The sequence below is a fragment of the Asaia lannensis NBRC 102526 genome, from assembly GCF_024054035.1.
GTDB classification, from domain to species: Bacteria; Pseudomonadota; Alphaproteobacteria; order Acetobacterales; family Acetobacteraceae; genus Asaia; species Asaia lannensis.
The window spans coordinates 33,757-60,463 of record NZ_JAMXQU010000004.1; the positions used below are offsets into that span (position 1 = coordinate 33,757).

General features: G+C 57.7%; 19 protein-coding genes. 7 read left to right on the plus strand and 12 right to left on the minus strand.

Going from position 1 to position 26,707, the window contains the following annotated elements; genetic code table 11:
- The first annotated feature begins 43 nt into the window (after positions 1-43).
- From NF685_RS06965 to NF685_RS06975, 3 genes are all read left to right on the plus strand, one after another.
- Complete coding sequence (locus NF685_RS06965; protein WP_373317797.1) at positions 44-2,497, plus strand: TonB-dependent receptor plug domain-containing protein; 2,454 nt, start codon at positions 44-46, stop codon at positions 2,495-2,497.
- 264 nt (positions 2,498-2,761) lie between these two features.
- Positions 2,762-4,273 carry a carbohydrate porin gene (locus NF685_RS06970; protein ID WP_252849106.1) on the plus strand — a complete coding sequence of 504 codons (1,512 nt, stop codon included), beginning with the start codon at positions 2,762-2,764 and terminating at the stop codon, positions 4,271-4,273.
- 119 nt (positions 4,274-4,392) lie between these two features.
- Entirely contained in the window at positions 4,393-6,225 is a 1,833-nt protein-coding gene (locus NF685_RS06975; protein WP_252849107.1) for a glycoside hydrolase family 15 protein, read from the plus strand.
- A gap of 160 nt (positions 6,226-6,385) precedes the next feature.
- Here NF685_RS06975 and NF685_RS06980 read toward each other — a convergent pair whose 3' ends face one another.
- The 8 genes from NF685_RS06980 to NF685_RS07015 all read right to left on the minus strand — a co-directional run bounded on the left by NF685_RS06980 (position 6,386) and on the right by NF685_RS07015 (position 14,752).
- Positions 6,386-6,940, minus strand: coding sequence for a hypothetical protein (locus tag NF685_RS06980; RefSeq protein WP_252849108.1), 555 nt, complete (start codon positions 6,938-6,940; stop codon positions 6,386-6,388).
- A 97-nt stretch (positions 6,941-7,037) separates the two neighbouring features.
- A complete protein-coding gene (locus NF685_RS06985; RefSeq protein ID WP_252849109.1) occupies positions 7,038-7,592 on the minus strand; it encodes a hypothetical protein in 555 nt (184 codons plus the stop codon).
- A gap of 97 nt (positions 7,593-7,689) precedes the next feature.
- Positions 7,690-8,244, minus strand: a complete 555-nt coding sequence (locus NF685_RS06990; protein ID WP_252849110.1) for a hypothetical protein — start codon at positions 8,242-8,244, stop codon at positions 7,690-7,692.
- A 685-nt stretch (positions 8,245-8,929) separates the two neighbouring features.
- Entirely contained in the window at positions 8,930-9,565 is a 636-nt protein-coding gene (locus NF685_RS06995) for a hypothetical protein (RefSeq protein ID WP_252849111.1), read from the minus strand.
- Between the two features lie 544 nt (positions 9,566-10,109).
- Positions 10,110-11,099, minus strand: a complete 990-nt coding sequence (locus NF685_RS07000) for an LLM class flavin-dependent oxidoreductase (protein ID WP_222546739.1) — start codon at positions 11,097-11,099, stop codon at positions 10,110-10,112.
- A 93-nt stretch (positions 11,100-11,192) separates the two neighbouring features.
- A complete protein-coding gene (locus NF685_RS07005) occupies positions 11,193-12,689 on the minus strand; it encodes a chloride channel protein (RefSeq protein ID WP_252849112.1) in 1,497 nt (498 codons plus the stop codon).
- A 138-nt stretch (positions 12,690-12,827) separates the two neighbouring features.
- Positions 12,828-13,727: a cation diffusion facilitator family transporter gene (locus tag NF685_RS07010; RefSeq protein ID WP_222546741.1), complete on the minus strand. Its 900-nt coding sequence runs from the start codon at positions 13,725-13,727 to the stop codon at positions 12,828-12,830.
- Entirely contained in the window at positions 13,721-14,752 is a 1,032-nt protein-coding gene (locus NF685_RS07015; protein ID WP_252849113.1) for a cation diffusion facilitator family transporter, read from the minus strand. Before NF685_RS07015 ends, NF685_RS07010 begins: the two co-directional genes overlap by 7 nt.
- 601 nt (positions 14,753-15,353) lie before the next feature.
- On the opposite strand from NF685_RS07015, the gene NF685_RS07020 reads away from it, so the two are divergent.
- From NF685_RS07020 to NF685_RS07035, 4 genes are all read left to right on the plus strand, one after another.
- Positions 15,354-17,150, plus strand: a complete 1,797-nt coding sequence (locus NF685_RS07020) for a M28 family metallopeptidase (RefSeq protein WP_373317792.1) — start codon at positions 15,354-15,356, stop codon at positions 17,148-17,150.
- A 143-nt stretch (positions 17,151-17,293) separates the two neighbouring features.
- Positions 17,294-18,904 (plus strand): NAD(P)/FAD-dependent oxidoreductase, encoded by a 1,611-nt coding sequence (locus NF685_RS07025; protein WP_252849114.1) that lies wholly within the window; start codon positions 17,294-17,296, stop codon positions 18,902-18,904.
- Positions 18,905-19,068: 164 nt separating this feature from the next.
- The gene (locus NF685_RS07030; RefSeq protein WP_252849115.1) at positions 19,069-19,947 is read left to right on the plus strand and encodes an SDR family oxidoreductase; all 879 of its coding nucleotides are present in this window, start codon (positions 19,069-19,071) and stop codon (positions 19,945-19,947) included.
- A gap of 560 nt (positions 19,948-20,507) precedes the next feature.
- Complete coding sequence (locus tag NF685_RS07035; protein WP_252849116.1) at positions 20,508-22,604, plus strand: Hint domain-containing protein; 2,097 nt, start codon at positions 20,508-20,510, stop codon at positions 22,602-22,604.
- On the opposite strand, the gene cyoD is transcribed toward NF685_RS07035, so the two are convergent.
- From cyoD to NF685_RS07055, 4 genes are all read right to left on the minus strand, one after another.
- On the minus strand, positions 22,601-22,918 hold the full coding sequence (cyoD, locus tag NF685_RS07040; RefSeq protein WP_252849117.1) for a cytochrome o ubiquinol oxidase subunit IV: 318 nt from the start codon (positions 22,916-22,918) through the stop codon (positions 22,601-22,603). The genes NF685_RS07035 and cyoD overlap by 4 nt on opposite strands.
- A complete protein-coding gene (locus tag NF685_RS07045; RefSeq protein WP_252849118.1) occupies positions 22,915-23,568 on the minus strand; it encodes a cytochrome c oxidase subunit 3 in 654 nt (217 codons plus the stop codon). Before NF685_RS07045 ends, cyoD begins: the two co-directional genes overlap by 4 nt.
- A complete protein-coding gene (locus NF685_RS07050) occupies positions 23,568-25,601 on the minus strand; it encodes a cbb3-type cytochrome c oxidase subunit I (protein ID WP_373317796.1) in 2,034 nt (677 codons plus the stop codon). Before NF685_RS07050 ends, NF685_RS07045 begins: the two co-directional genes overlap by 1 nt.
- A gap of 65 nt (positions 25,602-25,666) precedes the next feature.
- Positions 25,667-26,599, minus strand: a complete 933-nt coding sequence (locus NF685_RS07055; protein ID WP_252849120.1) for a cytochrome c oxidase subunit II — start codon at positions 26,597-26,599, stop codon at positions 25,667-25,669.
- Between the last annotated feature and the right edge of the window lie 108 nt (positions 26,600-26,707).

The window sequence follows — 26,707 nt, forward strand, 5'->3', positions numbered from 1 at the left end:
CGCACGCAAGGGGGTCTTCTTCCTCATTGCCTCGACGTGCCTGATGTCCTGCGAGGGTGAGGCGCTGGCGCAGACAGCTTCGGCAAGCTCTACCGATCGGCCGGCTCTGACGCCTGTCAAAACCAAGGCGAGCACGGCAGGCAAGAGCAAGGCCCTGCGCACACGCCAGTCCGCCCCGGTTCATTCCGGTGACGCCGAAGGCGGTAGCGAAGCCATTGTGGTGACGGGCACGCGCGAGATCGGCAAAAAGGCGCGCGATTCCATCGCACCGCTCGATATCGTTTCGCACAAGCAGCTTGCCGCAACGGGTCAGGGCACGCTGCGCGATGCACTCTCGCTGCTTCTGCCGTCTCTTACCACGCCCACAGCCGGTTTCGATGCGGGCGCCATGACGGACACGATCAGTCTGCGTGGTCTGAACCCGAACGAGACGCTGATTCTGGTCGATGGCAAGCGCCGTCACAACACGGCCAATATCTATTCCAACCCCGGCCCGCAGCAGGGCTCGACAGCGTCCGATATCGACATGATCCCGATGTCGGCCATCGACCATGTGGAAGTGCTGCGTGACGGTGCCTCCGCCCAGTACGGCTCCGATGCCGTGGCAGGCGTGGTGAACATCATCCTGAAAAAGCAGGCGCATGGTTTTCATGCCCAGGATATCACCGGCATCACGTCAGAGGGCGACGGCTTCCAGCAGGGTGTTTATCTCGATGGCGGGGCAAGCCTTGGCTCGCGCGGCTTCGTGCATGTCAGTGGCGATTTCGTGCATCAGGATCACACCTACCGCAGTGCAGCCGATAACCGCACAGGCACCTATCAGAACAACATCCTGAGCCAGCCGGAGCAGACGCGCGAGAGCGTGGCCATCAATGCCGGTTACGATCTGACGGATGACATCCAGCTTTATGCGCTGGGCACCTATGCCCATCGCTATGCGCAATCCTACCAGAATTACCGTCTGGCCTCGTCGCTCAATGCCTATCCCGATTATCAGGCGATCTACCCATGGGGTTATTCGCCGGTCGAGACGCTCAACGAGAACGATTACGAGCTGAAGGCCGGGATCAAGGGCGACTTCCGTGGCTGGCACTGGGATGTATCGAGTGTTTACGGTCGTGATTTCGATGATATCGGTCTGATCAACTCGGTCAATCTGTCCATCAACAAGGCGACGGGTCGCACGCCGACCTCATTCGATGTGCAGGGTTTCAATAACCAGCAGTGGACGAATGATTTCGATTTCAGCCGCAAATTCACGTTCAGCGGCTGGCCGCATAGTGTGAACTTCGCCGGCGGCGCGTCATATCGTTATGAAGGTTATTCGATCGGTACAGGTTCGCCGGATTCGCTTTATGGAAACGGATCCGATGCTCTTGCGGGCACTAATCCTGGCAATGCAGGCAATTACAGCCGCGATGTGGTGGCAGGCTATCTCGATATCTCGACCTATCTTGCCAAGGGTCTGCAGCTCGATCTGGCAGGGCGTTACGAGCATTATACCGATGTGGGTAACACCCAGAACGGCAAGGTTTCACTGCGATACGACATCACGCGCCGTATCGCCCTGCGTGGCACCATCAGCAACGGCTTTCATGCGCCGACACTGGCCCAGAAATACTACTCGGCCCTCAATATCTCTCCTACGGCTGCGCGCGGTCTGATCGGTGCGGGCTCACCCGGTGCGCTGGCCAATGGTTCGTCCGGCCTCAAGCCGGAGCGTTCGACCAATGCCGAGGGCGGGTTCATTGTCGAGCCGATCCGCAACCTGCATGTCACGACCGATGTCTATCAGATCAACATGCGCGACCGTATCATGCCGGGGGGCAATATCTCGGGGGCCACGGCGATCAACGCCATGCAGCTCAACGGCTTCAAATTGCCTGAGGATATCGGCAGCTGGAACCAGAGCGCGATTACGGCCAACTGGTTCGGCAATGTGGCCAGCACCCGCACGCAGGGGCTGGATATCACAGTCACGTATCTGACGAAGCTCGGGGCATTCGGTCGTATCGACTGGGATGCAGCGATCAACCTCAACCGCACGCGCCTGTCGCATCAGGCCACCAATCCGCTGACGGGAGCCCCCCTGCTCAATGCGGCGGCAGTGGCCTATCTGACCACGGCTTATCCGCGCAGCAAGATCATTTTCGGCGGCAACTGGACCCATGCGAAATGGATCGTCGGCCTGCATGAAATCCGCTGGGGCCAGACAACCAACCAGCTGACCTATTATGCGCCGGGTCCCAACCAGTTCAGCACCACGCATTTTCTGGAATACCAGAACAAGCCGAAATGGACGACCAATCTGGATGTGAGCTATCGCATCACGCCACGCTGGACCGCGACCATCGGTGGCAACAACATCTTCTCGGCCTATCCGACGCGCGTGCCTGACGGGAACCGCTATCTTGGTGCCCCGCAATATTACATGAGCACCTCGCAGCTCGGTATTAACGGTGGCTATTACTATTTCCGTGTGAACTACGATCTCTAAGGCGAAAATTAACGCTCTGAAGGCAAACTGACGCCCCTCCGGACAGTTAAGCAATCATTTGTCACGGTTGCTTGACGTCTGAAAAAGCGTGGTTTTTCGGGAGAGATCACACTCTCCCTGCGCAGGGTAACAAAAAAACCGGACGGGGAGGGTCCAAACTTCCCGGCGGATTTCTTACAAGACGGTCATTCGATCACAGGGAGCACGAAACAGGCATTGTCTTCGTCCGTATTGCGCCGTCTTTCCTTCCCTAGGGCCGTCTCCATGGCGGCGCTTCTGCCTCTGTCATGCGTGGCTGCAAACGCCTATGCGGTTCCGACTGCGGCCGATGCGCAGAGCGTGGCCCCAGCCACGACAACCGAAACGCACGCCATCCGTTCCGATATCACGCCGCCGGCACAGCCGGGCGACCGCGGAGCGACCGGGGCAGGGGCTTTCCCTGCCGTCCAGGTTCAGGCGCCGCTCCCCGTTCTGCATGAGGATACGACTGTCGCACCGCTTCCACGGCCTGAGGCGATCTTTGTCGATCCCTATGGAGTCAATTCGTGGTTTCGCGAACATGGTGTGGCGATCCTGCTGGACAACACCAACGAAATGGCAGGTATGATCACCGCTCCGACGAAGGGGCTGGGGCTGCGTCAGGGGGCGAGTAACACCGGTCAGTATTCGATGGAGAACGATATCGACTGGGAGCGCCTTGCCGGGTGGGACGGGTTTTCGACCCATGCGGTGATCGTTGGCCGTTACGGTATTCCTGCCAGCCGCATGTTCGGTGACAACCTCAATCCCAGCCAGGAAATCTATGGCGGTGGCGGCAATGTGTTCGTCCATCTGGTCTATGCCTATGGCGAAGAGACGCTTCTGGACGACCGGCTCGATATCGCTGCGGGCCGCATGTCGTTCCTGTCCGACTTTTCGGCCAATCCGCTCTACTGCAACTTCATGAACAATGCCTTTTGCGGTAACCCCAAGGCATCGAGCGATAACACGGCCCATGCATCCTACCCCGACGCCAACTGGGCTGCGCGCTTCCGTGTGAGACCTTCCGACGATACGATCCTGCAATTCGGCGTCTATTTCACACAGACCCAGTCCATCTACGGCAATGCGCAGATGCGTACGGGCTTCAAGTTCAACGGCGCGACCATCGATGGCGAGGCCATGCCGGTCGAGTTCGTCTGGACGCCGCGTTTCGGTCATGACCACTCACTGCCGGGTCATTACAAGGCGGGTTTTGCCTATGACACGGCCGACCATAAAGACAATTACTATGACGGCAACGGCAATCCTTTCGCACTGAGCGGTCTGGCGGCACGTACTGTTCATGGGGCCTGGGCCGCCTGGGGGCTGGCTGACCAGATGGTCTATCATCATCCCGGTCAGGCGCCCGATGCCGGTGTGACCCTGATCGGTGCAGCCTATTTCAACAAGGCACAGACACAGACGCGTGCCGATCAGCTCTCCTTCGGTGTGCTAGACCGTGGTTTCTGGAAATCGCGTCCGCTCGATGCCGTGGGTGTGAACTTTTCATGGACGCATGTTTCCGACGATCTGACACGCTCCCAGCGTCTTTATGCCATGCAGAATTTGCCTCTGCCCAACGGCTCCCTGTTCCCGCAGACAAGCGCCTATGTGGTCGAGGCCATGTACCAGATCCATGTGTTCCGGGGCATAACCTTTGCGCCTGATTTCCAGTATTATTTCAATCCCGGCGGGCAGAAAGAGCTGAACAATCAGGCGCTTCTGGGCTTCAAGAGCCATATAGAAATCTTCTGAAAAATAGTGGGGGGCAACCATGCCCCTCTCTCGATTGTTGCAATGACCCCGGATGAAACGACGGCCCTGAACGGATGCCGTCGTTTCATCACTCTGCGCCCCAATCGAGAGAAAAGCCCATGACGCATGATCTTCCCGCACTGGCCCGGGATCTGTCTCCCTCCGGGCCTCTCGACGGGTTCTGGCCTATCGAAGACTATGCCGCTCTCGGTGACGGGCGCTGCGTTGCCCTTATGGCACCCGATGGCAGTGTGGACTGGCTATGTGTGCCCAACATCGATTCACCCCCCATGTTCGACCGTCTGCTGCATCGTCCGGGTGGATTTTTCCAGATACGCCCAGTGGGCGCCTTTCGCGCAACCCGGCGCTATCGTGAAGACAGTAATGTGCTCGAAACGCTGATCGAGACGGAGCATGGCACGGCGCGCATGACGGACTCGCTCAACAGCACGCTGGCCGGACGCCTGCCCTGGACCGAATTTGCCCGGCGCATCGAGGGGCTCACCGGTCGCATGACTTTCGTCGTGCGCTTTCGTCTCGGGACACGCTGCGGCACGGTCGCGCCCTGGATACAGACAACGGAGAACGGCAACATCTTCCATGTGGGGTCGGTGCTCGCCCATATGGTCCATACCGATAACATGCGTATCCTGCGCGAGGAGGATGAGGCCATAGAGGCCGAAATCGTTGTCGGTGAGAAGACCCATGCGCTGGTCGCGCTGGTCGCGACCGAAAACGAGCCACTGGCCGTGCCGACTGTCGAAGAGATCGATGCGCGTATCGATACGAGCGATGAGGCATGGCGCAACTGGGCCGACACGCTGCACTATGACGGCCCTTATCGCGAACAGGTCCGCCGCAGTGCGCTGTCACTCAAATTGCTGCTTTATTCATCGAGCGGCGCCATTGCGGCGGCGGCCACGACATCGCTGCCCGAGCGCCTGCGTGACGGCAAGAACTGGGATTACCGTTTTGCCTGGATACGCGATGCCGCCTATGTGGCGAATGCCTTCCTGCGCCTCGGGGCCGTCGCCGAGGTCAAGGCGGCATTGGCCTGGCTCGTCCATCGCCTGGGTGAGGAGGGACCTCTCGTCATGTACGGGCTTTCAGGACAGAAGGTCGATGATGAAATCGTTTATGATGAGGTAGAGGGATATCGCGGTATCAAGCCCGTTGTGAGCGGCAACCGTGCCTCAGGTCAGCATCAGCACGGCATTTACGGCGATATTTTCGAGACGGCTGCCCTGTTCGTGTCGCGCGGCAATCTGCTCGACCAGAAAACAGCGGGGCTTCTGGCCGATCTGGCCGATCGTTGCGCCGATCACTGGAGGCAGAAAGATGCAGGCATCTGGGAGCTGACAGAAGACCAGCATTACACCATGTCCAAAATCAGCTGCTGGCAGGCGCTCGACCGGGCATGCCAGATGGCTGAACGTGGTCACCTTGCCAAGGATCGCGCCCCGCGCTGGGCGCGTGAGAAAGACCGTATTCTCGACTGGATCGATCGCGAATGCTGGTGTGACAAACGCAAGGCCTATCTGTTCTATCCCGGTTCTGATGGGCTCGACGCCTCCATGGCGCTTGCCGTACCGTTCGGCCTCGACCGTCATGAGCGCATGCTGTCCACGTTGCACGCCATACGCGAGGAACTCGGTCATGGGCCGTTCCTGTTCCGTTATACGGGAATGCGTGAGGAAGAGGGCGCGTTCCTCGCCTGTTCCTGCTGGATGGTGGAAGCCCTATATCTGCTCGGAGAGAAAGACGAGGCCGAGGCACTTTATGCCTCATTCATCGACAAACTGCCGAAAAATACGGGGATCATCGCTGAAATGATCAATCCTGAAACAGGCGCCTATCTGGGCAACACACCACAGGGTCTGAGCCATCTGGGAGTGATCCACGCCGCCTGTGCGCTGGCGGGAAACAGGATGAAGGCGTTCGATCTGTCCTGACGCTGCGCGTCATCGAGGTATGAGCGTGAGCGACTATAGCGCGCTCACGCAGACGCTGCTTAATGCCGGGCAAGGGTCCTGAAACAAGCTCTGCACAATCAGGGCCGTGCCCTGTTACCGTTGTTTTCAGAATTGGCGGCAACGCAGGCTTATGCGCATTTCATTCGTAATTCGGTTTGCAGCGATCCAGAGCCTGCACCGCAACCTCGCCAAATTCGAGATCGCTCAGGTTGATCGAAGCATGAAAGACCTTGCCGAAATTCTCATTGGTCCCCCAGGCGGAATGGTGCGCGCCACTGCCGCGAGAAGCGACCATTTCTACCTGATCCCCCTGATTTTCAGGCCAGTCTACAAAAACCAATGCCGATTTTGACATGGCAGTCAGAAGGTCCTTGAAGCCGAACGCCTGCTGGATACGCAGCCAGAACTCATTAAATCTGGCGCCCGATTCTGGCTTCATGGAATTAAAGGGCTCATCCGGGATTGGCGTGGGCAAGTGAGCCCCGAAATCCTCACTGCTATACAGTGCCTTCTTGAGGTTTTCCCCGATCCACTCTGTTGTAGCCTGTTTTCGGGGGATGAAAGTCGACCAACCAGAGCGGGAGAAGTGACTTCCCCCCCAGCGTTCCAGGCAGATTACGGCCAAATATTTTTTGGTGCGGATGACCTCGGCACGCCGGGTTGGGATCTGCCAGGAAGGAATGAGGGTGCTCATGCGATGTCCTGCTTCGGTGATACGATATCTGCAATACCGAAATCGATGGTCTTAATGCGCATCTGAAGGGCAGCGGCGACACGGTTTCTCGCATGTTTCATGCGTAATTCGGTTTGCAGCGATCCAGCGCCTGCACCGCAACCTCGCCAAATTCGAGATCGCTCAGGTTGATCGAAGCATGAAAGACCTTGCCGAAATCCTCATTGGTTCCCCAGGCTGAATGGTGCGCGCCACTGCCGCGAGAAGAAAGCATTTCGACCTCATCATCCTTATCCTCAGGCCAGTCTACAAAAATTAATGCTGATTTCGACTTGGCAGTCAGAATATCCTTGAAGCCGAACTCCTGCTGGATACGCAGCCAGAATTCATGAGATCTGGCGCCCGATTCTGGCTTCATGGAGTTAAAAGGCTCGTCTGGAAGAGGCCGAGGTAAATGCGCCCCGAAATCCTCACTGCTATACAGTGCCTTCTTGAGGTTTTCCCCGATCCACTCCGTTGTAGCCTGTTTGCGAGGGATGAAAGTCGACCAGCCAGAGCGGGAGAAGTGACTTCCTCCCCAGCGCTCCATGCAGATTACAGCCACATATTTCTTGGTGCGGATGAGCTGGGCGCGACGAGTGGGGATCTGCCAGGAGGGAATGACGGTACTCATGCGATGTCCTGCTTCGGTGATTCGATATCCGCAATACCGAAATCGATGGTTTTGGCGCGCATTTGAGGGGCAGCGTCGACACGGTTTTTCGCATGTTTCATGCGTAATTCGGTTTGCAGCGATCCAGAGCCTGCACCGCGACCTCACCGAATTCGAGGTCGCTCAGGTTGATCGAAGCATGAAAGACCTTGCCGAAATTCTCATTGGTCCCCCAGGCGGAATGGTGCGCGCCACTGCCGCGAGAAGCGACCATTTCTACCTGATCCCCCTGATTTTCAGGCCAGTCTACAAAAACCAATGCCGATTTTGACATGGCAGTCAGAAGGTCCTTGAAGCCGAATTCCTGCTGGATACGCAGCCAGAATTCATTCGATCTGGCTCCCGATTCTGGCTTCATGGAATCAAAGGGTTCGTCTGGAAGAGGCCGAGGCAAGCTAGCCCCGAAATCCTCACTGCTATACAGTGCCTTCTTGAGGTTTTCCCCGATCCATTCCGTTGGAGCCTGTTTGCGAGGGATGAAAGTCGACCAGCCGGAGCGGGAGAAATGACTTCCTCCCCAGCGTTCCAGGCAGATTACGGCCACATATTTTTTGGTGCGGATTACCTCGGCACGACGGGTGGGGATCTGCCAGGAAGGAATGACCTTGGTCATGCGATGTCCTGCTTCTGATATGAGTGAACCGGGATACACGGGCCTTCGTCATTGAGATAGCACAAGACCGCATTTCCTCAGGCGGGTTGGGCCGCCCCGGCTATTGAGAGCATTCATCAAGCGACCCACGGCTGTATGCTGCTCTCAGGATGACCAACTTCCTTGATGTCCATAATAAGGGAAATGAATCATAGGGCGTATGATTCAGCTCAATCCTGCAGCGCCTTATGCAAATACCCGGGGACCGGTTTCCCGATGACTGCACGAGAAAGCCCGATGTTTTTTATAAACCGTACCGGTCAACCGAGCGATTGTCATCTGCGCTGAGATTATGCGTTGAGAGCGGTTGTGTGGTTTTGTTGGGCAAAGGGCCTGTCTGCATGGATATGTCTTGGAAATGCGGTCGTGATGAACACGGGTCTGATGAAGAGATCTCGAAGACCCTATCCCGCTTTCTTCTATGAAGGTGCCAAGGCGCGTTTTCGACAAGGGTAGGTAAGGCGTCATGGATTGGTCGTGCGGCTGTCTACGGTGCTGCCAGAGTGGTTCCAGCGTGGTAGATGTGGGCAATGAGAGCCTTCCATACGAAATAAAAACAGCATCAATCACCGTGTATGAAGGTTCTAAATCAGATGATTAGTGCAGCTGGATTTTTCTAGCCGCATCGCATGGTAATGCTTTTTAATCATAGTTTGGGCCCTACGAAATACTCGCTGGAAAAAATAAAATTTCCGTTTACGCCAGGATTGATAATATCGAGAATAGATTGCATTTCGGGGATGCTTATATCTTGCTTATCAGCAAATGGAAGTGAATTATAAATAAATACGAAATTTGAATAAACGAAATCGCCTTTATCGTTTTCGTCGACTCTATCCACGTCATTAAGAAGCAAACCTATCGCTACCAATTTTTTGTCTGGATCGATGATCATCATCCCCAAATCATTAGCACTTCCCAGCTCTGAGCTGCCACCCAGAGCAATATATCCATCTTTCTGAGCCGTGGCGGCCGTGTTGTGACGCTGCCAAGTCGTCCTCATGGTACGGTCAAGCCTCTTCCGAGATGCATCGCTGAACTGGGACAGATTGGCATTTTTATACATGGTTTGAGCACAGCTCAGCAGTAACGCAGCGCCCTTGGGATTGACGATCCTGTAGTCCGCAAAACAAAGCTCGGCAGGGCTTCCGTCTGGAAGCTTTTTTCCCTCCGAAAAAGAGGGAATATCCGGAAAATAGCATTTATTTTCTTCTGCATACGGCTTGGATGAGAAAACCAGCAAGAGACACATAGAGGCCGTAATAAAAATAATCTTTGACATCGTTTTATCCAGATATTAATCATGTTGATTATTCATCGATAATCGTGATGTATACGATCTTGTATTGAGAATTAATCTCAAACTCTGAATAAATACCACATTTATCGTGTTGGTGCCACATTTGTGATTGTGTCTGTTGCATCTGTATATGATCAAATGGGAGCTACGGCCTTCTCTCTAGGTTTGGGATGATTAACCGAAAACACCTTCATCACGCGACGGCCATATCATTCAGGGTGATTGCCCTTACGGAAACTACGCGGTCGATCGTGAACCGTCCGCATGTCAACTGGTGGTCCGTTGATTGTTCTGCGGCTGCTGATGAATGCCCCATCATCACGCTGAGGGGATCGTCCCGAGCCTGAGGTAAAACGCTTTGGCCACAAAATATCGTTTGCGGGACGGTTATCGTGACAAAGCCGTTTGCAGAGCGCGCTTCGAGCCAAAAACAGACAGATCTCGTAACAATTGCGCCCTACGCAGATATTCGTGAGCGCTCTTACGGTTGGCTGCGTAAGAACGGGGACAGCTCATTTGGTACCGGTCAGCCGAGCGATTGTCCGGCAGCCCATGCGAGTGAGAGGGAATGCAGGCGCGCTGCCGGATCATATATCGGTGCGCTGAACATGAGTTCATCGGGGGCATGACGGGCAATGAAGTCTTTCATTCCTTCCGCGACCTGATCCTGCGTGCCGATCAGGCTCGATGCCTGCACCGTATCGAGTTGATGGCTCAGCTCGCGCGACCAGGGCAGATCTTCCGGCGGCACGGGGGGGAGAACCCGCCCCGGTCGTCCCTGGCGCAGGGCCGCCACGAACATGCGACGCGAGGTGGCCAGAAAATCGGCTTCCTCTGCCGTATCAGCGGCGATTACATTCATGGCGAGCATGACATAGGGTGCGGCAAGATGCTCTGACGGACGGAACGTCTTGCGGTAGAGATGGATGGCCTGCTCCATCATCTGCGGTGCAAAATGTGAGGCAAAAGCGAAGGGCAGGCCCAGAGCTGCTGCCAGCTGTGCCGAGAACAACGACGAGCCGAGCAGCCAGATCGGTATATCGGCGCCTGCGCCCGGTGTGGCCACAACTCCGTTTGCGCCGCCTGTCGCCGCGAAATAGGCGATGAGCTCAAGCACATCTTCCGGGAAGCGTTCGGCATTATCTCCGTTTCTGCGCAAGGCACGCACGGTGCGTTGGTCAGAACCCGGCGCACGACCCAGGCCGAGATCGATGCGGCCGGGAAAAAGAGCTTCGAGCGTGCCGAACTGCTCGGCAATGACGAGCGGGGCATGGTTGGGCAGCATGATACCGCCTGCACCGATACGCATGCGGTTGGTGGCGGCGGCAAGATGGCCGATCACGACACTTGTCGCGGCCGAAGCGATGCCGGGCATGGCATGATGCTCGGCCACCCAATAGCGATGATAGCCTAGAGCCTCGGCATGGACGGCCTGGTCGCGCGATTCCAGCAAGGCCTCGCGGACAGTGCCACCTTCGCGAATAAAGGATAGATCGAGTACGGAGAGCGGTATCATATCTCCGATATGGGGAGAGGAGAGACCGGCTGAAAGGGCCGCCGGGTTAATCCGGTCCGGCGGCCTTGCCCAAGGCGAGAATATTCCCAGGGATCAGGGTTCGGGACGGTCCTTGGGTGCGGCCTCTGGCGGGAGCTTGGGGCTGTCAGGTGCCTCTTGCGCAACTGTGGTTTCTGCCCCGGTTTTCTCGCTCGCTCTTTCCTCGACAAGCGTTTCGATTGCTGGTGAGGCCTCATTGCGCGTGTAGATCGGTGCGGGAGCTGCCTTATGGGCGGCCTCCATAAAACGGTCTGCCAGTGCACCGTAGAGTGCGTGTTTGCAGATCATGCGCGAGACGCCGAAAGCGAGGAACGAGGTGGCCATCAGGGCTAGCGTTACCTGCTGGTTGTCGCACATTTCCATGACGATCACGGTGGCGGTCAGTGGCGCCTGAACGACGGCAGAGAAATAGGCCACTGTGCCCAGAAGAACGACGGCACCGGGCGTGGTGTGGGGAAGATATTGCTCGATCCAGCCTCCGATACCGGCGCCTACGGAGAGGGACGGTGCGAACAACCCGCCGGGGATGCCGGAGCAATACGAGACGACGGTCGCGAGGAATTTGAGAATGAAGAATGAAGCAGGATAATGCTCGGTACCGTCGATAATGGCATGGGCCTGCATATAGCCTGTGCCATAGGTCGCGCCATGCGAAACAAGGCCGAGCAGTGCCAGCACAAAACCGCACAAGGCAGCGAAGGATACTGGACGTGCCTTGATGAGTGCGCCGACCCGCCCCGGAAGACCCTTGGAGAAGCGGATGAGCAGGGCCGAGAACGTTCCGCCGGCAACACCGCCGACAATGCCGCAGGTGAGGACCGCAATCCATGCCGTGCCGATCGGAACATCCACATCCGTATGACCGAAATAGGAGTAGTTTCCGACAAGGGCGATGGCGGTCACACCCGACAGCACAACGCCTGTCAGCATGGTGCCCGAGGTTTTCTGCTCGAAGGAATGAGACAGTTCCTCGATCGCGAAGACGATCCCGGCGAGCGGTGTGTTGAACGCGGCCGATACGCCCGCAGCACCACCCGCTAGAATGGCCCCGCGCCTTGCAGCGACGCTCGATGTGCCGAGCAGGCGCGAGAAGCCGTGCATGATGGCCGCGCCCACCTGTACGGTGGGCCCTTCACGGCCGATGGAGGCGCCGACCAGAAGGCCGAAACAGGTCAGGATGATCTTGGCAAAGGCAATCTTGAGCGAGAGTACGCGGTTCACGATCGAGAAATTCTCGATATGCAGTGTCGCGATCGTTTGAGGGATACCGCTGCCCTGTGCGCCCGAGAAGAACTTGCGTGTCAGCCAGGTCGAGAGGGCGAGCCCGGCAGGAACCACCGCCAGCATGATGTAGGGATCCCAGTGCACCATGCGCGCGCGGGTGCGGGCGGCCCAGTCGGCCGTCCCGGCAAAGGAAACAGCGACGACGCCCACGAGAATGGCACCGAGCCAGTAAGTCAGTGTCCGGCGCCATTGAGACGTCGTTCTTCGCGCAGAACGACGGAGATGCTGGATTCTGTTGTTCTGCCGCAAGGCGGTGCTGGGGCGCATAAGGTCTCGCCTGTCTGGAGATCGGGCAGCGCCGACCGATGGTGAACGCTCCTGCCAGCACCCCGGGCGACTGGTCAAGAAACTCTTGTCTCTAAAAAACGTAACGAACGGATCGTTTTGCAGTTCGCTCGCAAAGGGTCAGGCCAGAACCGGAATGCCCGTATGCTTCGCTTTTTCTTCCGGCTCGACATGAATATGGATCAGGGCACGCCCGAGCTGGCGGCGCAGGGCATGTTCGAGACGGTCGCAGATATCGTGTGACTCCGAGACGGTCATGGCACCGGGTACGACAAGATGAAACTCGATGAAGCTCACGCTTCCCGCTGTGCGCACGCGTATGTCATGAGCTTCGAGGGCACCTGCAGCATTCTCGGAGATCACGGCGCGTATCATCTGTAGCGTGTCTGAATCGGGAGCCTCGTCCATCAGCCCCGCAATGGACTGCTTCATCATATCGAAGCCGACACGCAGAACATTGATGGCAACGAGCGCGGAGAGAATGGCGTCGAGCCTCACGAAACCGGTGAGCGGAATGAACGCGATACCGATCACGAGAACCACGGTCGTCCACACATCGGAAATGACGTGACGCCCATTGGCGGTCAGGGCGGGCGAGCGCCTCATCCGGCCTTGCCGGACCAGAATAAGCCCCCAGACCAGATTGACGACACCGCCGAGTGCGTTGAACACAATGCCACGCCAGGGTGCGATAGCGTGGTTGGGGGCAAGCCAGCTTTGCCATGCCACCCAGGCAATGCCTATGGCCGTAAGAACGACAAGCACGGCCTCGCTCACAGCGGAAAGATATTCTGCCTTGTCGTGCCCGTATGTATGGTTGTCATCGGCGGGACGCTGCGCGACGTTGAGCGCCCATAGCGCGCCAAGCGCAGCGGCGACATTGATGATGGTCTCAAGGGCGTCTGAGAGCAGGGCGGCACTGCCGCTGACGCGCCAGGCCCAGTATTTCAGGCCAAGGGCGATCAGGCTGACCAGAAGCGAGATCCAGCCGAAAACGATCTTTTCGGGCCCCTTCAGCATGAGGCTGTCGCTCCGCACGGGGTGGATCCACACGGATAATGCCCTTCCTCCCTGTCTGTGCCAGGGGACTCGATCTGGAAGGTGGCATGGCCGATACGATAGCGGGTTGCGAGCATGGTGCTCGCCTCACGCAGGATCCGCGCATGGCCGTTCTGCGATACAACGCTCACCAGATGGACAGTCAGTGCGGTCTCGGTCGTGCTCAGGGGCCATATATGAAGGTGATGCAGATCCTCCACGCCTTCCACAGCGCGCAGGCTTGCTTCCACGTCATCCAGGCGCAGGCGGGAAGGAACGCCATCGAGCGCCATGTCGAGCGACGATTTGAGCAGCGACCATGTGCCGAGAATAATGAAGATGCACACCGCCAGACTGACAATGGGATCGAGAATGGTCCAGCCTGTCATCATGATGACGAGACCTGTCACCACAACAGCGAGCGACATCAGCGCATCGGCCGCCATATGCACGAACGCCCCGCGCAAATTCAGATCGTCCTTGCCGCCGCGCATGAAAAGCAGGGCGGTGCCGCCATTGACCAGAATACCGCCGAGCGCCACCAGCATCACGACGCGACCGGCCACCTCGCCCGGGGCGATCAGGCGGGGAATGGCCTCGCCGATAATGCCGCCTGTCACCAGAAGGAGCAGGACGGCATTGCCAAGGGCCGACAGAATGGTGGAACGCTTGAGCCCATAGGTGAAACGCGCCGATGGAGCACGTCGTGCAAGGCTGTGAGCCAGCCAGGCGGCACCCAGACCGAGAACATCGGACAGATTATGCCCCGCATCGGAAAGCAGGGAGAGCGAATGGGCGAGCAGACCCCATATCGTTTCGGCAATGATGTAGGCGACATTCAGCCCCATTCCGATCAGAAACGCGCGTCCGTAGCTTGCAGGTTCATGAACATGTCCATGATGCCCATGCCCATGCCCATGCCCATGATGATCGTGATCGTGATCGTGATCATGGTCGTGGCGGTCATGCCCGGCATCATGGGTGTGCTCGCAGGGGTGCTGGGCCATGGATGTGCTTTCCGTGAATAAGGGCGTGGAGGCTCATATAAGGCATTGGCCCATCATGCGCCAAGATATGTGTCGAAGCGGCGCATCAGCCCGGGGAGTCTCTCTGCGCCTGTGCGTTGTGCCTAGTAAGTCTGCTGAAATGTAAAATAGGCGACATAAAAAAAGTAAACTGGGTGACATTCGATTTGTTTCCGAAGACCAGTTTTCTCATTGAAGTTGTCTGTAAATTTTCGTGAGTTGAATGCTGTTTTCGAAGCGATCTTTTTACGGGAATTAAACGAATACCCATATTGGGGCTCCCAGAAAGGGTTTGTCATTGAAAAGCATGTTTTCGTTATTGAATTATCGTGTGCGGTAGGGTGGTATGCGGCATTACCGAGACTGCTTCGGTTTGTTAATGAATTTGTAACGTTATGGGAAAGTTTTGTGAGGGTCAGCACGGTTTTCCCGGAACATGACGGACAGTGTCGTGTCGTATTCCGGATGTATTAACGTTTCGGTTGGCTTATATGCCATTCCATTGAGTATTTTGAGATTTCTGCCGCTCCGCCGCAGGTTTTGTGGCGCTTCCGATAACCGAACCAGCGAGCCAGCCCCTGCCATGAGCGTGACCATGCCTGTATTCGATGACGAACATTTTCATAAGTCTCCCGGCGTGCAGGGTGAGGCAGGGACATCGCATTTGCACAGGAAGTGCCCTGTCGCATTGAAGCCCCTGCGCAAGGGTCTTGCCGCAGCAGGTTTCCTTTTCGGGATAGGGCTCATGGCATCCGTAGCCCATGCAGAACAGCCGCTGGTTTACGCGCCGATGAACCCGGCACGTATGTCCGATGTGATCCGGACGCTGGCTTCGGACCCGTTCGAGGGGCGTGCACCCGGCACGATCGGTGCGCTCAGGACCGTGAACTATATCGTCTCGCAGTTTCAGGCGATCGGTCTGGAGCCAGCAGGCGAGAATGGCGGGTGGACGCAGGAAGTCCCGATGATCCATACCAAGATCGCCCCCGATGCTTCTGTCCAGTTCCGGGTCGGTGCGTCCGAGACACTGGATTATCGCCAGTCGGAACAGATCTATCTGACGACCAGCATTCCGTCATCGCAGATCCATATTGGCAATGCTCCGCTTGTGTTCGTCGGCTATGGCGTCAATGCGCCGGCGCGCGACTGGGACGATTTCAAGGATGTCGATCTCAAGGGCAAGATCGCTGTTATCCTGATTAACGATCCTGATTTCAGGGCCGGCCCGGGCGACGCCGTCAACGGGCGTTTTGGCGGCCGCACAATGACCTATTACGGGCGCTGGACATATAAATACGAGGAGGCGGCACGACGCGGTGCGGTCGGCGCCCTGATCGTTCATGATACCGAAGCAGCCTCTTATCCATGGAGCACGGTCATCGCCCCCGGGGGAGAGAACTTCGATCTGGAACGCAAGGGAGCTCCGGGTTCCCTGCTGGTCCATGGGTGGCTGGAAGGGCAGGCCGCCCGGCAGCTTTTCGCAAAGGCAGGGCTCGATCTGGACAAGCTGAGCGAACAGGCAAGGCGCGCGGACTTCCATCCCGTCACATTGTCCGGTCTTTCGCTGTCCACCACGTTCAATGTCGAGACCGCCCATCTGGAGAGCCGGAACGTGCTCGCCAAGCTACCCGGCTCGACGCACCCGGATGAGACCATCGTGTACGGCGCGCATTGGGACGCGTTCGGCAAGAGCCGTGGTCCGCACGGTGAACCCCTTATCCGGCGCGGTGCGATCGACGATGCTTCGGGTATCGCCGCCGTGCTGGAGATTGCCCGCGCCTTCAAGGCCGGACCGACGCCTGAGAGAACGATCCTGTTCGGCGCCTGGACAGCTGAGGAACGCGGTCTGCTGGGATCGAGCTGGTATGTCGAGCATCCCCTGATCTCTCTGCCCAAAACGGTCGCAAATTTCACGATCGACGTGCTGCAGATGGCTGGCATGTCGCGTAACGCTTTTGTTGTGGGTGCCGGGCAGAACAGCCTGCAGGACGATTTCGCAACAATTGCTGCGGCACAGGGGCGTGTGGCTGTCGACGAAGCCCTGCCCGAGCGCGGTGCGTTCTATCGTGCGGATCATCTGCCTTTCGCACGTGCAGGGGTGCCCGTTCTGCCGATCATGGATCTGGCAGGCTATCCCGATCTGCTCAAGGGAGGCATTCCCGCCGGGCGTAAATGGCTCGAAGCCTATATGGCCTGCTATCACCAGCCCTGCGATGCCTGGAGCGCCAGCTGGGATGTGCGCGGCGCAGCAGAGGATACGGCAGCCCTCTACGAGGTCGGCCGCAGTCTGGCATTTTCGCGTATGTGGCCGAGCTGGAAACAGGGATCGGAATTCAAGGCCATGCGCGAACGCACCGAGTCCCAGCGTCCCGCACTCTGAAGCTGGCCTTCACACCTTCAACGCCAGGGCGATGCCGAGGCAGTGCCGGGGCGAAGAAGGTGTCTGCCCGTGCGGAGCGGCTCCAGAGCGCGACGTGCTATTTATCTTGACAAGAGCCGTACTCTTCATGACTTCCAGCCGACATGATCCGGCTTAACGAACTCAGGCTCCCTCTCGACCATCCTGCCGATGCATTGCGCGAGGCTATTCTCCAGCGTCTTGGCGTGGAGAGCACAGCGCTGCTCGATTTCACGATAGCCCGTCGGGGCTATGACGCCCGCAAGCGCGGTCGCATCATGCTGATCTACAGTGTCGATTGCACGGTCGAGAACGAGGAAGCCGTTCTGGCCTTGCATGAAAATACGCCATCTGTCGTACCCACTCCCGACACGCGCTATCGGCCTCTCACCGCAGAGCCGGGGGCACATCGTCCGGTCGTCATCGGTGCAGGCCCCTGCGGCGTCATGGCGGCTCTGGTTCTCGCTCAGGCAGGGCTGAAGCCTATTGTTATCGAACGAGGCAAGATCGTGCGTGAGCGTACGGTCGATACATTTGCCCTGTGGCGACGCTCCGAACTCACGCCCGAGAGCAACGTGCAGTTCGGCGAGGGAGGGGCAGGAACATTCTCTGACGGCAAGCTCTACAGCGGCGTCAGCGATCCGCGCCATCTGGGCCGAAAGGTCATGGAGGAATTCGTCAAGGCGGGTGCGCCTGAAGAAATCCTTTACGTGTCCAAGCCGCATATCGGCACGTTTCGTCTTGTCTCCATGGTCGAGCATATCCGTGCCGAAATCGAGCGTCTGGGCGGCGAGTACCGCTTCGGCGTGCGTGTGGACGGTCTTGTCACGGAAGGGACGCCGCGCAGGTTGACGGGCCTTGTTCTGTCGGACGGAACGACGCTGGAGACCGACAGAGCGATTCTCGCCGTGGGTCATAGTGCGCGCGATACGTTCGAAATGCTGCGCGATGCTGGTATTCCCATGCATGCCAAGCCCTTTTCCATCGGCGTGCGGATCGAGCATCCCCAGTCGCTCATCGACTGCGCACGCTTCGGCGATCAGGGGGGGCACCCTCTTCTGGGGGCTGCCGATTACAAACTGGTTCACCACGCCAGCAACGGCCGCGCCGTTTACTCCTTTTGCATGTGTCCGGGCGGCACGGTCGTTGCGGCCACCTCTGAGGCCGGTCAGGTCGTGACCAACGGCATGAGCCAGTATTCGCGTGCCGAACGTAATGCCAATGCCGGCATCGTGGTGGATGTATCGCCCGAGCGCGATTATCCGGACGATGTTCTGGGCGGCGTAGCGTTTCAGCGCCACTGGGAGCGTGCCGCCTTCGTTGCCGGAGGAGGCGACTACAGGGCCCCGGCGCAGCGCGTCGAGGATTTTCTTGCGGGGCGTGCCTCGGTTACGCTGGGCGATGTCGTTCCATCCTACAAGCCGGGTGTCACCCCGACGGACCTGTCGCGCTGTCTGCCCGGATTTGCCGTAGAGGCCATACGCGAGGCCCTTCCTGCCTTCGAACGCAAACTCAGGGGATTTTCCATGGGTGACGCCGTTCTGACGGGTGTGGAAACACGCACCTCGTCTCCGATCAGACTGCCGCGGACGCCTGAAGGACAAAGCCCCGGTCTGATCGGGCTTTTTCCGGCTGGAGAGGGGGCAGGCTATGCCGGCGGCATTCTCTCAGCAGGCATAGACGGTATACGGGCTGCGGAATGGGTGATTGGCGATCACATCGCGCGCAAGGCCTGATTGGGGCGACGCCCTGCACATCCGACCTCTTCGGGTATCGCCTGTGACAGAGCCTCTTGCGAGGGCGGATATTAGTTCCGCCCCCATCGAATAATATAGTCTGAGAACCGCGGCAGGATGGCGTTCGTTGCAGGGCTGTTCCTCTATTCCGGAGACAGGTTCTCATGACGCTCATCGATCCACGCACGCGCTACCCACGGCCGCCTTTCGAAACGCAGCCGCAGGAATTTCCGGGCCTTTCGGCAAAAATGAAACCTGAACCCGATTACGGTGAAGACAGCTACAAGGGCAGCGGGCGTCTGTCCGGCCTCGTCGCCCTGATTACCGGCGGCGATTCAGGCATCGGTCGCGCCGTGGCCGTCGCTTATGCCAAGGAAGGGGCGGATATTGCCCTTTCCTATCTCGAGGCAGAACAGACGGATGCGCAGGATATCGCCGCTGCGATCGAGAAGATCGGTCAGCGCTGCCTGCTTTTGCCGGGCGATATACGCGAGAAAACGGTTTGCAAAGCGCTCGTCAGCAAGACGGTCGACGCTTTCGGCGGCCTCGATATTCTGGTCAACAATGCCGCGTTCCAGCATCCCAGAGAGAACTTTCTCGATATCGAGGATGAGGAATGGCGTCGTCATTTCGATACGAACGTCCATGCCATGTTCTATCTGACCAAGGCAGCCCTCCCGCACCTCAAGCCGGGCGCGTCGATCATCAACACCTCATCGGTCAACACACGCACGCCGATGCCGATCCTTATCCCCTATTCCATGACCAAGGCGGCTATTGCCAATTTCACGGTCGGGCTGGCGGGCAGTCTGGTGGAAAAAGGCATACGCGTGAATGCCGTGCTGCCCGGGCCGATCTGGACGCCGTTCATTGCAACCGGCATGCCACCCGAACAGCACAAGGACTTCGGATCGCAAGCTCCCATGGGACGTCCCGGACAGCCTGCGGAACTTGCGGGAGCCTATGTCTATCTGGCCGATCCGAATAACAGCTATACGACGGGTGCCCTATTGCCGGTCCATGGCGGCATGCCTCAACTCTAGCAACACGAGTCTTTCCATCTCGCCGTCTGTCGGAAACCATGGCTCCGGGATTGTTGTCCCGGGTCCTTGGCTCCGGCCGAACCGATGAACCGCGACGGTGACACAGCGCGGCGCGATGACTGTTCTTCCAGAACCAACATTTTTCTGACTGTGCAGTGCGCTACAGACGGTTCGCTCACCAAGTAAAAAATGTAATGAATAGTGAAGTTCAAATGGTAGTTATATTTATGCCGCGCAAGTATTGAGATTACCATAGGTTTTTCGATTTGGCCTGTACGGCTGCGTGAAATAATCCTCATATAAACGTGACATAATACCTCATATAAATATTGTTGTTCGATGTGTGGCCTGTTGATATCAGGCTGCCCCTATTACCCGGATGAGATGTCCGGCTGCGGTGATTGCGTATCCTTCATCTCATCGCACTAGAGAACATACGCCTGATTTCAGGGTGTCGTTAATCTGTCGGCTTCTGACGTTTCGCTGCATTTCGGCGATGAAACGCCGGATGGTGACGGCTGACGCACGCCCGGAGCCCGGGCGATAAAGGGGCCGGTAAATTGGTTACGAACATCACTGGGACATGGTCGGCTGTCGTCACGAACACGGGACAAACGGTCTATAAAAGCGGTGCGACGGTCGCCGAAGGACCTGTGCAACTCATAGGTGGTGCGACCCTCTTCGTGATGAGCGGCGCCACGGCCTCGGGGGTCGTCAATTCGAACAATATACCCAATGTCGTCGTGTCATCCGGCGGAACGCTTCTTAGCTCAACCATTGTGAACGGCTATGTTTCGGCTTTGCAGGGTGCAACCACGAGCGGGAATCATTTCAGCTCCGATCCCGTCTATTATTTCAGCGGGGCACACTCCGTAGGCGACACGTTTTATGCCGATTCCGGCTACGGGGTCGATACGGCCTTTTTCAGCGCGGGCTCAGTGGTGTCGAATGCCACAACGCTATCGGGCGGACCGATGCTTGTTTACTCCGGTGCGACGATCAATGGCGTGACCGTCTCTGCCGGTGGCGTGGTCACGTTCAATGCGGGATCGGTGGTAAACGACCTCGATATCAAGCTGGGTGGCTCGGCCTTTATCAGCACTGTGGTTGGAACCCCCGTCGGTTCGGCCCCTGTGCTGCCGACGACCGGCGTCACGACCGTGACCGGTGTATGGTCTGCCGTGCTCAGTGGGGGGAAGACAGTTTATGTGAATGCCGCCGGCACGAGTTCCGTGCAGGCGCCTCTGTGCCTGAGTGCGGGAATGCTCTATATCGCGAGTGGTGCCACAGTCTCCGGTTTTCAGGCCTTGGGAGGCACGCCGACCGTCTCAGTGCTCAATGGCGGAACCCTGATCAATTCGCAGGCTGTAAACGGCTATGTGTATGTGAACGGGGGCGGCATCACGAGCGGGAATCTCTTCAACTCGAACCCGATCAATTACAGTGCCGGCGCAAGCTCGGTGAACGATATCTTCCTCAACAGCGGCTATGGCGTGGACCCAGTGACTGCCCTGAGCGGATCCGTCATCATCAACCCTCAGGTCTCGCAGGGTGCCCCTATGGTCATCAGCAGCGGGGCAACGATAAAGGATCCGGCCGTCACGTCCGGCGGTCAGCTTTCGATCTATGGCGGAACGGCAACAACGTGTTTTCTTGCTGGCGCCATGATCATGACGCCGCACGGTGCACGCCCTGTCGAAACCCTGAAAGCGGGAGACGAAATTACAGTCTATCGCGACACTGAACCCTGTTGCGAAAAAATCCGTCGTGTAACGTCCGAGCGGACTGCTGCGGTCAATCTGCGTCGGGACGATCTTGCCGGGCATCCTGTCAGGGTGCTGGCGCATGCTTTTGGCGATAACAAGCCGGATCGCGATCTGCTCGTCACGGCTGAACACTGTTTTTATTTCGATGGCGGGTTTATTCCCGTGCGTATGCTCGTTAACGGTCACTCTGTCCGCTACGAGCACGATTACGGAGCTTATGATTATTATCATGTCGAGCTCGACGCTCACGGTATCATATGCGCCAATAATGTCCTGACCGAGAGCTATCTCGATACACGGACGGCATTTGCCCGGTGTGCGCAAACCGGTCGACCGCGCTTCCGCAGCTGGGGCGAGCATGGAGCTGCGCCTTTGCGGGGCGACCGCGCATTTGTCGAACCGATTCATGCCATGATTTTCGGACGCTGCGACCATGATGGGTCACGGGCGGAGCCCCCCGTTCTGGAAACAGATCACGGACTTTATCTCGTAACCGACGACGGCCAGCGTATCGATGAGAAAAGACGTGTAGGCAATCAGGTGATCTTCTCGCTCCCTTCGGGTACGAAGCAGCTCAGGCTCGTTTCACGCAGCACGCGTCCGGTCGATGTCGAGGGGGCTTTTGTTGACGATCGTCGCGATCTCGGTGTGCTGGTGGGCGATATCGCCCTCTATCGCCCTGAGTCGATGCATGTCGTGCGCACGCATCTCGATGCACAGACCCAGGCCGGCTGGAATGCCATGGAAGAGGCGGGCACGTGCCGTTGGACCACAGGCCATGCCACACTTTCGATCGATCAGCCTGCCCATACAGATCCGGCCACCTTGTCGGTATGTATCCTTGCGGGTGGCCCGTATTGCGAAAGGCCGGCAAGACCTGCCAAAGCCTAACCCATCATATGACGCTGGTTGCCGAGCACCCAGAGTGTGCCGCCCACCATCAGCACGACGATCAGTAGCGAGAACAGGATAAGCTGCAGATCGTCGCGATGAGAGCGTGACAGGTCGATATGCAGGAAGAACCTGAAATGTACGACGACCTGCCCGAGGCCCATAAGGGCAATGACCCATATCAGCCCGTTGCGCGGCAGCAAGCCGAACATCACCCCGGCAAATGGTATGGCGGAAAGCACCAGAGCCAGCACGAGACCGATGATGTAGCCGTGCAGTTCCTGCCGGCGTTCTTCTGCATGGTTTTCGCTCATGACAGAACTCCCGGCAGATAGACGACCGAGAAAATCCCGATCCAGATGATATCGAGAAAATGCCAGAACAGAGCGAGACGCATGAAGCGCGTCTGCACCAGAGGGTCCAGCCCGAATTTCGCGACCTGAGCAAACATGACAAGCATCCAGATGCAGCCAGTGGTCACGTGCAGCCCATGGGTGCCAATCAGGGCCCAGCTTGCCGAAAGCCAGCCCGAACGTGACGGTACGCCGCCCTTGCTGGCCATGCTCATGAAATCGTGCAGTTCCAGTGACAGAAAGACCAAGCCGAGCATGAGTGTCACGGCAAACCAGAAGAGCGTTTTTGCCGTCGAGCGGTCGTAGCGCATAGCCAGCGTTGCCAGCCCACAGGTAAAGCTACTCAGTAGCAGAGCCACCGTTTCCCATGCTGCGGATGAAAGATCGAACAGCGTCTTTGGCCCGGGGCCACCGGCAAGGGAGTGACCCATGGTCGCATAGGTCGCAAACAGCATAGAGAATATGATGAGATCGCTCATCAGAAAGACCCAGAAGCCGAAAAGCGCCTCTTCGGCTTGCGCTCGTGCCGCTTCCTTGCGCGATTCCGGCGCGGAATGGCTCAGGCGAATGCCGATATGGCTCGGGCCTTTGCCTTGTATAGCCTGCGCCATCAGACGGGCTCCCTGACCAGGCCGCGATTGGCCGTTGTAAACATGGCGTCGTTGCTGATCGCCGGTGTTTCACGCAGCGTGAGCAGCCAACGTTCCTCCGTTTCCCGCACCTCTGATGCCGGTATGATATGAACCGTATCGCGGTTGAAACTGCGGAGTATGATCGCGCCGAAGAAGACTCCAGCCCCCAGGACAACAGCCCACCAGATATGCCATGTCAGGGCGAAACCGAATACGCCGCTTGCAACGCAGCAGATAAAACCGACAGGGGTATTCGAGGGCAGCTCGATATCAAAATAATGGTCCGGGGCTCTCCAGGCGCTACGGTGTTTCTTGGCCTCGTGAAAGGCATCGACACTGTCGATCTGCGGGATGAGGGCAAAATTATATTCGGGCGGCGGTGCGGAAACGGACCATTCGAGCGTCCGTCCATTCCAGGGGTCGCCGGCGAAAACAGAAAGTATCCTGCGATCGCGGATGCTCGTCCAGAGCTGAACGACCATGCCAGCAAGGGCGCAAAGCACGAGGAGGGCGCCGCACAGGGCTACCCAGAGATAGGGGCGATAAACGGCTTCGAAGAATTCCTGGCTGCGCCGAGGCATGCCCAGCGCGCCAACGATATAGAGCGGCATGAAGGCAAGAATAAATCCGCTGACCCAGCAGCCGAAAACGATACGTCCCCAGCCTTCATGCAGGCGAAAGCCGAACGCCTTGGGAAACCAGTAGTGATAGGCGCTCAACATACCGAAAAGCAGGCCGGGGATGAGCATGTTATGAAAATGCGCAACGAGGAAGAGGGTGTTGTGAACCTGATAGTCGAAGCCGGGATTGGCCAGCATCACGCCCGTTGCACCGCCGACAACGAACAGGACCATAAAGGCACAGGCATAGAGCATGGGAACGCCGAGCCGGATACGCCCACGCACCATGGTCAGGAGCCAGTCATAGACTTTTACCCCGGTGGGAATGGCAATCAGCATGGTGGCGATGCCGAACACGGCGTTCACGTTGCCATCCTGCCCCATGGTGAAAAAATGATGGAGCCAGACGGTAAAGGACAGCACGGCGATAGAGATCGTAGCCCAGACCAGAGACGTATAGCCGTAAAGTTTCTTGTTCGAAAAAGTCGCGATGGTTTCCGAATAGACGCCGAACGCCGGAAGAATGAGGATATAGACTTCAGGATGACCGAACAGCCAGAACATGTTGATGTAATTCATCATGTTGCCGCCCAGCTCGTTCGTGAAGAAATGCATGTCGAGATAGCGGTCCATGGCCAGCATGAGTGTGGCGATCGTCAGTGGCGGCATGGCGAAAATCATCAGGATCGAGATGCATAATGCCGTCCATGCAAAAAGCGGCATGCGAAACAGCGTCATGCCCGGTGCGCGCTTCTTGTAGATCGTCACGGCAAAATTGATGCCGGTCATGGTATTGCCGAGTGAACTGAGGGTAAGGGCCCAGATCCAGTAATCGACCCCCACGCCGGGGCTGAAGGAGAGCTCGGTATAGGGGGGATATCCTGTCCAGCCACCGGTCGAGAATTTGCCGATGCAGAGCGAGATCATCATCAGCACGGCACCCGCACTGGTAAGGCCCAGACTGATCGAGTTCATGGTAGGAAAAGACACATCGCGCGCACCGATCTGGAGCGGCATGGCAAAATTATAGATACCGATCAGGAAAGGCATGGCCATGAAGAAAATCATGATTGTGCCATGGGTCGTGAACAGCTGCGCGAAATGCTCGGGTGGGATGAAGCCCGGGTTGTTATAGGCAACGGCTTGCTGCGAGCGCATGACCATGGCTTCGACCACGGCGCGTGCCAGCATCACGAGAGACACGACCACATACATGATGCCGATACGCTTGTGGTCGACACTTGTCAGCCAGTCTGTCCAGAGCGACTTCCAGCCCTTGAGCCACGTGATAAATACCACCACGGCGACAGCCCCGAGCACGACGACCGATGCGGCGACGGTCGCAATCGCACTATAGAAGGGCAGGGCATTATAGCCGAGCTCGCCGAACAGAAAGTGACGCAAGGGCTGATCTCCGGTCTTTGGCGTGGCGCAGGCAGCGCGCGTTTGAGGCTTGATCAGCCAGGATTGCGAGGCATCGAGGCATCGTAGCGTTGCACGATGTCATGAAAGAAATGGTCGGGAACGGATGAGAAACTGACCATCGTGGCGTTGGGATCGTTCAGAAGCGTCTGCGCGGTCTTTCTGCCGATTTCCTGCTTACGTATCCGGCTGTAGGTCTGCTCATCGAGATGGAGCGTGCTGGCAGTAGCCTGGGTGAGAAACCTGTCGAACTGATCGGCTGGCACCACGTCGACAGGGAATTTCTGATCCTGAAATCCCATCCCGTTGAATTGTGTGTTCTCGCCCAGATAGCGCCCCGTGCGATCAGCCAGCAAATGCAGACGTGTCACCATGCCTGCCATGGCATAAATCTGACTGCCGAGAGACGGGATCAGAAAAGACTGCATCGTGGCGTCTGAGGTCAGATGGAACACGACCTCACGGCCCTGGGGGAGCACCAGATGATCCAGACTGGCCACATGGGCATCGGGATAGACGAAGAGCCATTTCCAGTTCAGGGCAACGACATCGATCGCGAGCGGAGGCGCATCGCCGATCGGCCTGTCCGGGCTGTATCGACGCTCGGGACCCCAGACGAGGAGCGAGAAAGCAATGACGACAATTGCAGGAAAGCCCCAGACGAGAAACTCGAGTGGAAGCGCGAAATCCCAGTCGGGCCGGAACGTGGCGCGTCTGTTGCTGGCCCGATAGTGCCACAGACAGAATGGCACGCCGATCAGGACGGGCAGGATAACGAAAACCAGCCCTGCCGTCAGGAGATAGAACCAGTGGCGCTGCAGTGAGGCAATGGGGCCGGCCGGATCGAGAAACGATATATGCTCGGCCTGACATCCGCTGAGCAACAGCAGCGATAGGGCCAGAACGGGCCTAAATGCGGCACGTGGACAGCGGCGCGTCGTCGACGTGTTCTGTTGGGTGCTTGGCACGTTCGGCGGTTTCCATGACGAGGGTTCGGCGCTGATAACTCTGGATCGTGAACAACGTTTCCCTAGGCTCTCCTTAAAATGTCTTTTCATGTCTGTCGCTTTGACGTG

Coding starts and splice junctions, on each gene's coding strand:
- NF685_RS06980 (WP_252849108.1), bottom strand. CDS start 6,940: ATGAGCACCCTCATTCCTTCCTGGCAGATCCCAACCCGGCGTGCCGAG.
- cyoD (WP_252849117.1), bottom strand. CDS start 22,918: ATGAGCGAAAACCATGCAGAAGAACGCCGGCAGGAACTGCACGGCTAC.
- NF685_RS06965 (WP_373317797.1), top strand. CDS start 44: ATGTCCTGCGAGGGTGAGGCGCTGGCGCAGACAGCTTCGGCAAGCTCT.
- NF685_RS07045 (WP_252849118.1), bottom strand. CDS start 23,568: ATGGCGCAGGCTATACAAGGCAAAGGCCCGAGCCATATCGGCATTCGC.
- NF685_RS07010 (WP_222546741.1), bottom strand. CDS start 13,727: ATGCTGAAGGGGCCCGAAAAGATCGTTTTCGGCTGGATCTCGCTTCTG.
- NF685_RS07025 (WP_252849114.1), top strand. CDS start 17,294: ATGATCCGGCTTAACGAACTCAGGCTCCCTCTCGACCATCCTGCCGAT.
- NF685_RS07015 (WP_252849113.1), bottom strand. CDS start 14,752: ATGGCCCAGCACCCCTGCGAGCACACCCATGATGCCGGGCATGACCGC.
- NF685_RS07020 (WP_373317792.1), top strand. CDS start 15,354: ATGAGCGTGACCATGCCTGTATTCGATGACGAACATTTTCATAAGTCT.
- NF685_RS06970 (WP_252849106.1), top strand. CDS start 2,762: ATGGCGGCGCTTCTGCCTCTGTCATGCGTGGCTGCAAACGCCTATGCG.
- NF685_RS07030 (WP_252849115.1), top strand. CDS start 19,069: ATGACGCTCATCGATCCACGCACGCGCTACCCACGGCCGCCTTTCGAA.
- NF685_RS07000 (WP_222546739.1), bottom strand. CDS start 11,099: ATGATACCGCTCTCCGTACTCGATCTATCCTTTATTCGCGAAGGTGGC.
- NF685_RS06975 (WP_252849107.1), top strand. CDS start 4,393: ATGACGCATGATCTTCCCGCACTGGCCCGGGATCTGTCTCCCTCCGGG.
- NF685_RS07005 (WP_252849112.1), bottom strand. CDS start 12,689: ATGCGCCCCAGCACCGCCTTGCGGCAGAACAACAGAATCCAGCATCTC.
- NF685_RS06995 (WP_252849111.1), bottom strand. CDS start 9,565: ATGTCAAAGATTATTTTTATTACGGCCTCTATGTGTCTCTTGCTGGTT.
- NF685_RS06990 (WP_252849110.1), bottom strand. CDS start 8,244: ATGACCAAGGTCATTCCTTCCTGGCAGATCCCCACCCGTCGTGCCGAG.
- NF685_RS06985 (WP_252849109.1), bottom strand. CDS start 7,592: ATGAGTACCGTCATTCCCTCCTGGCAGATCCCCACTCGTCGCGCCCAG.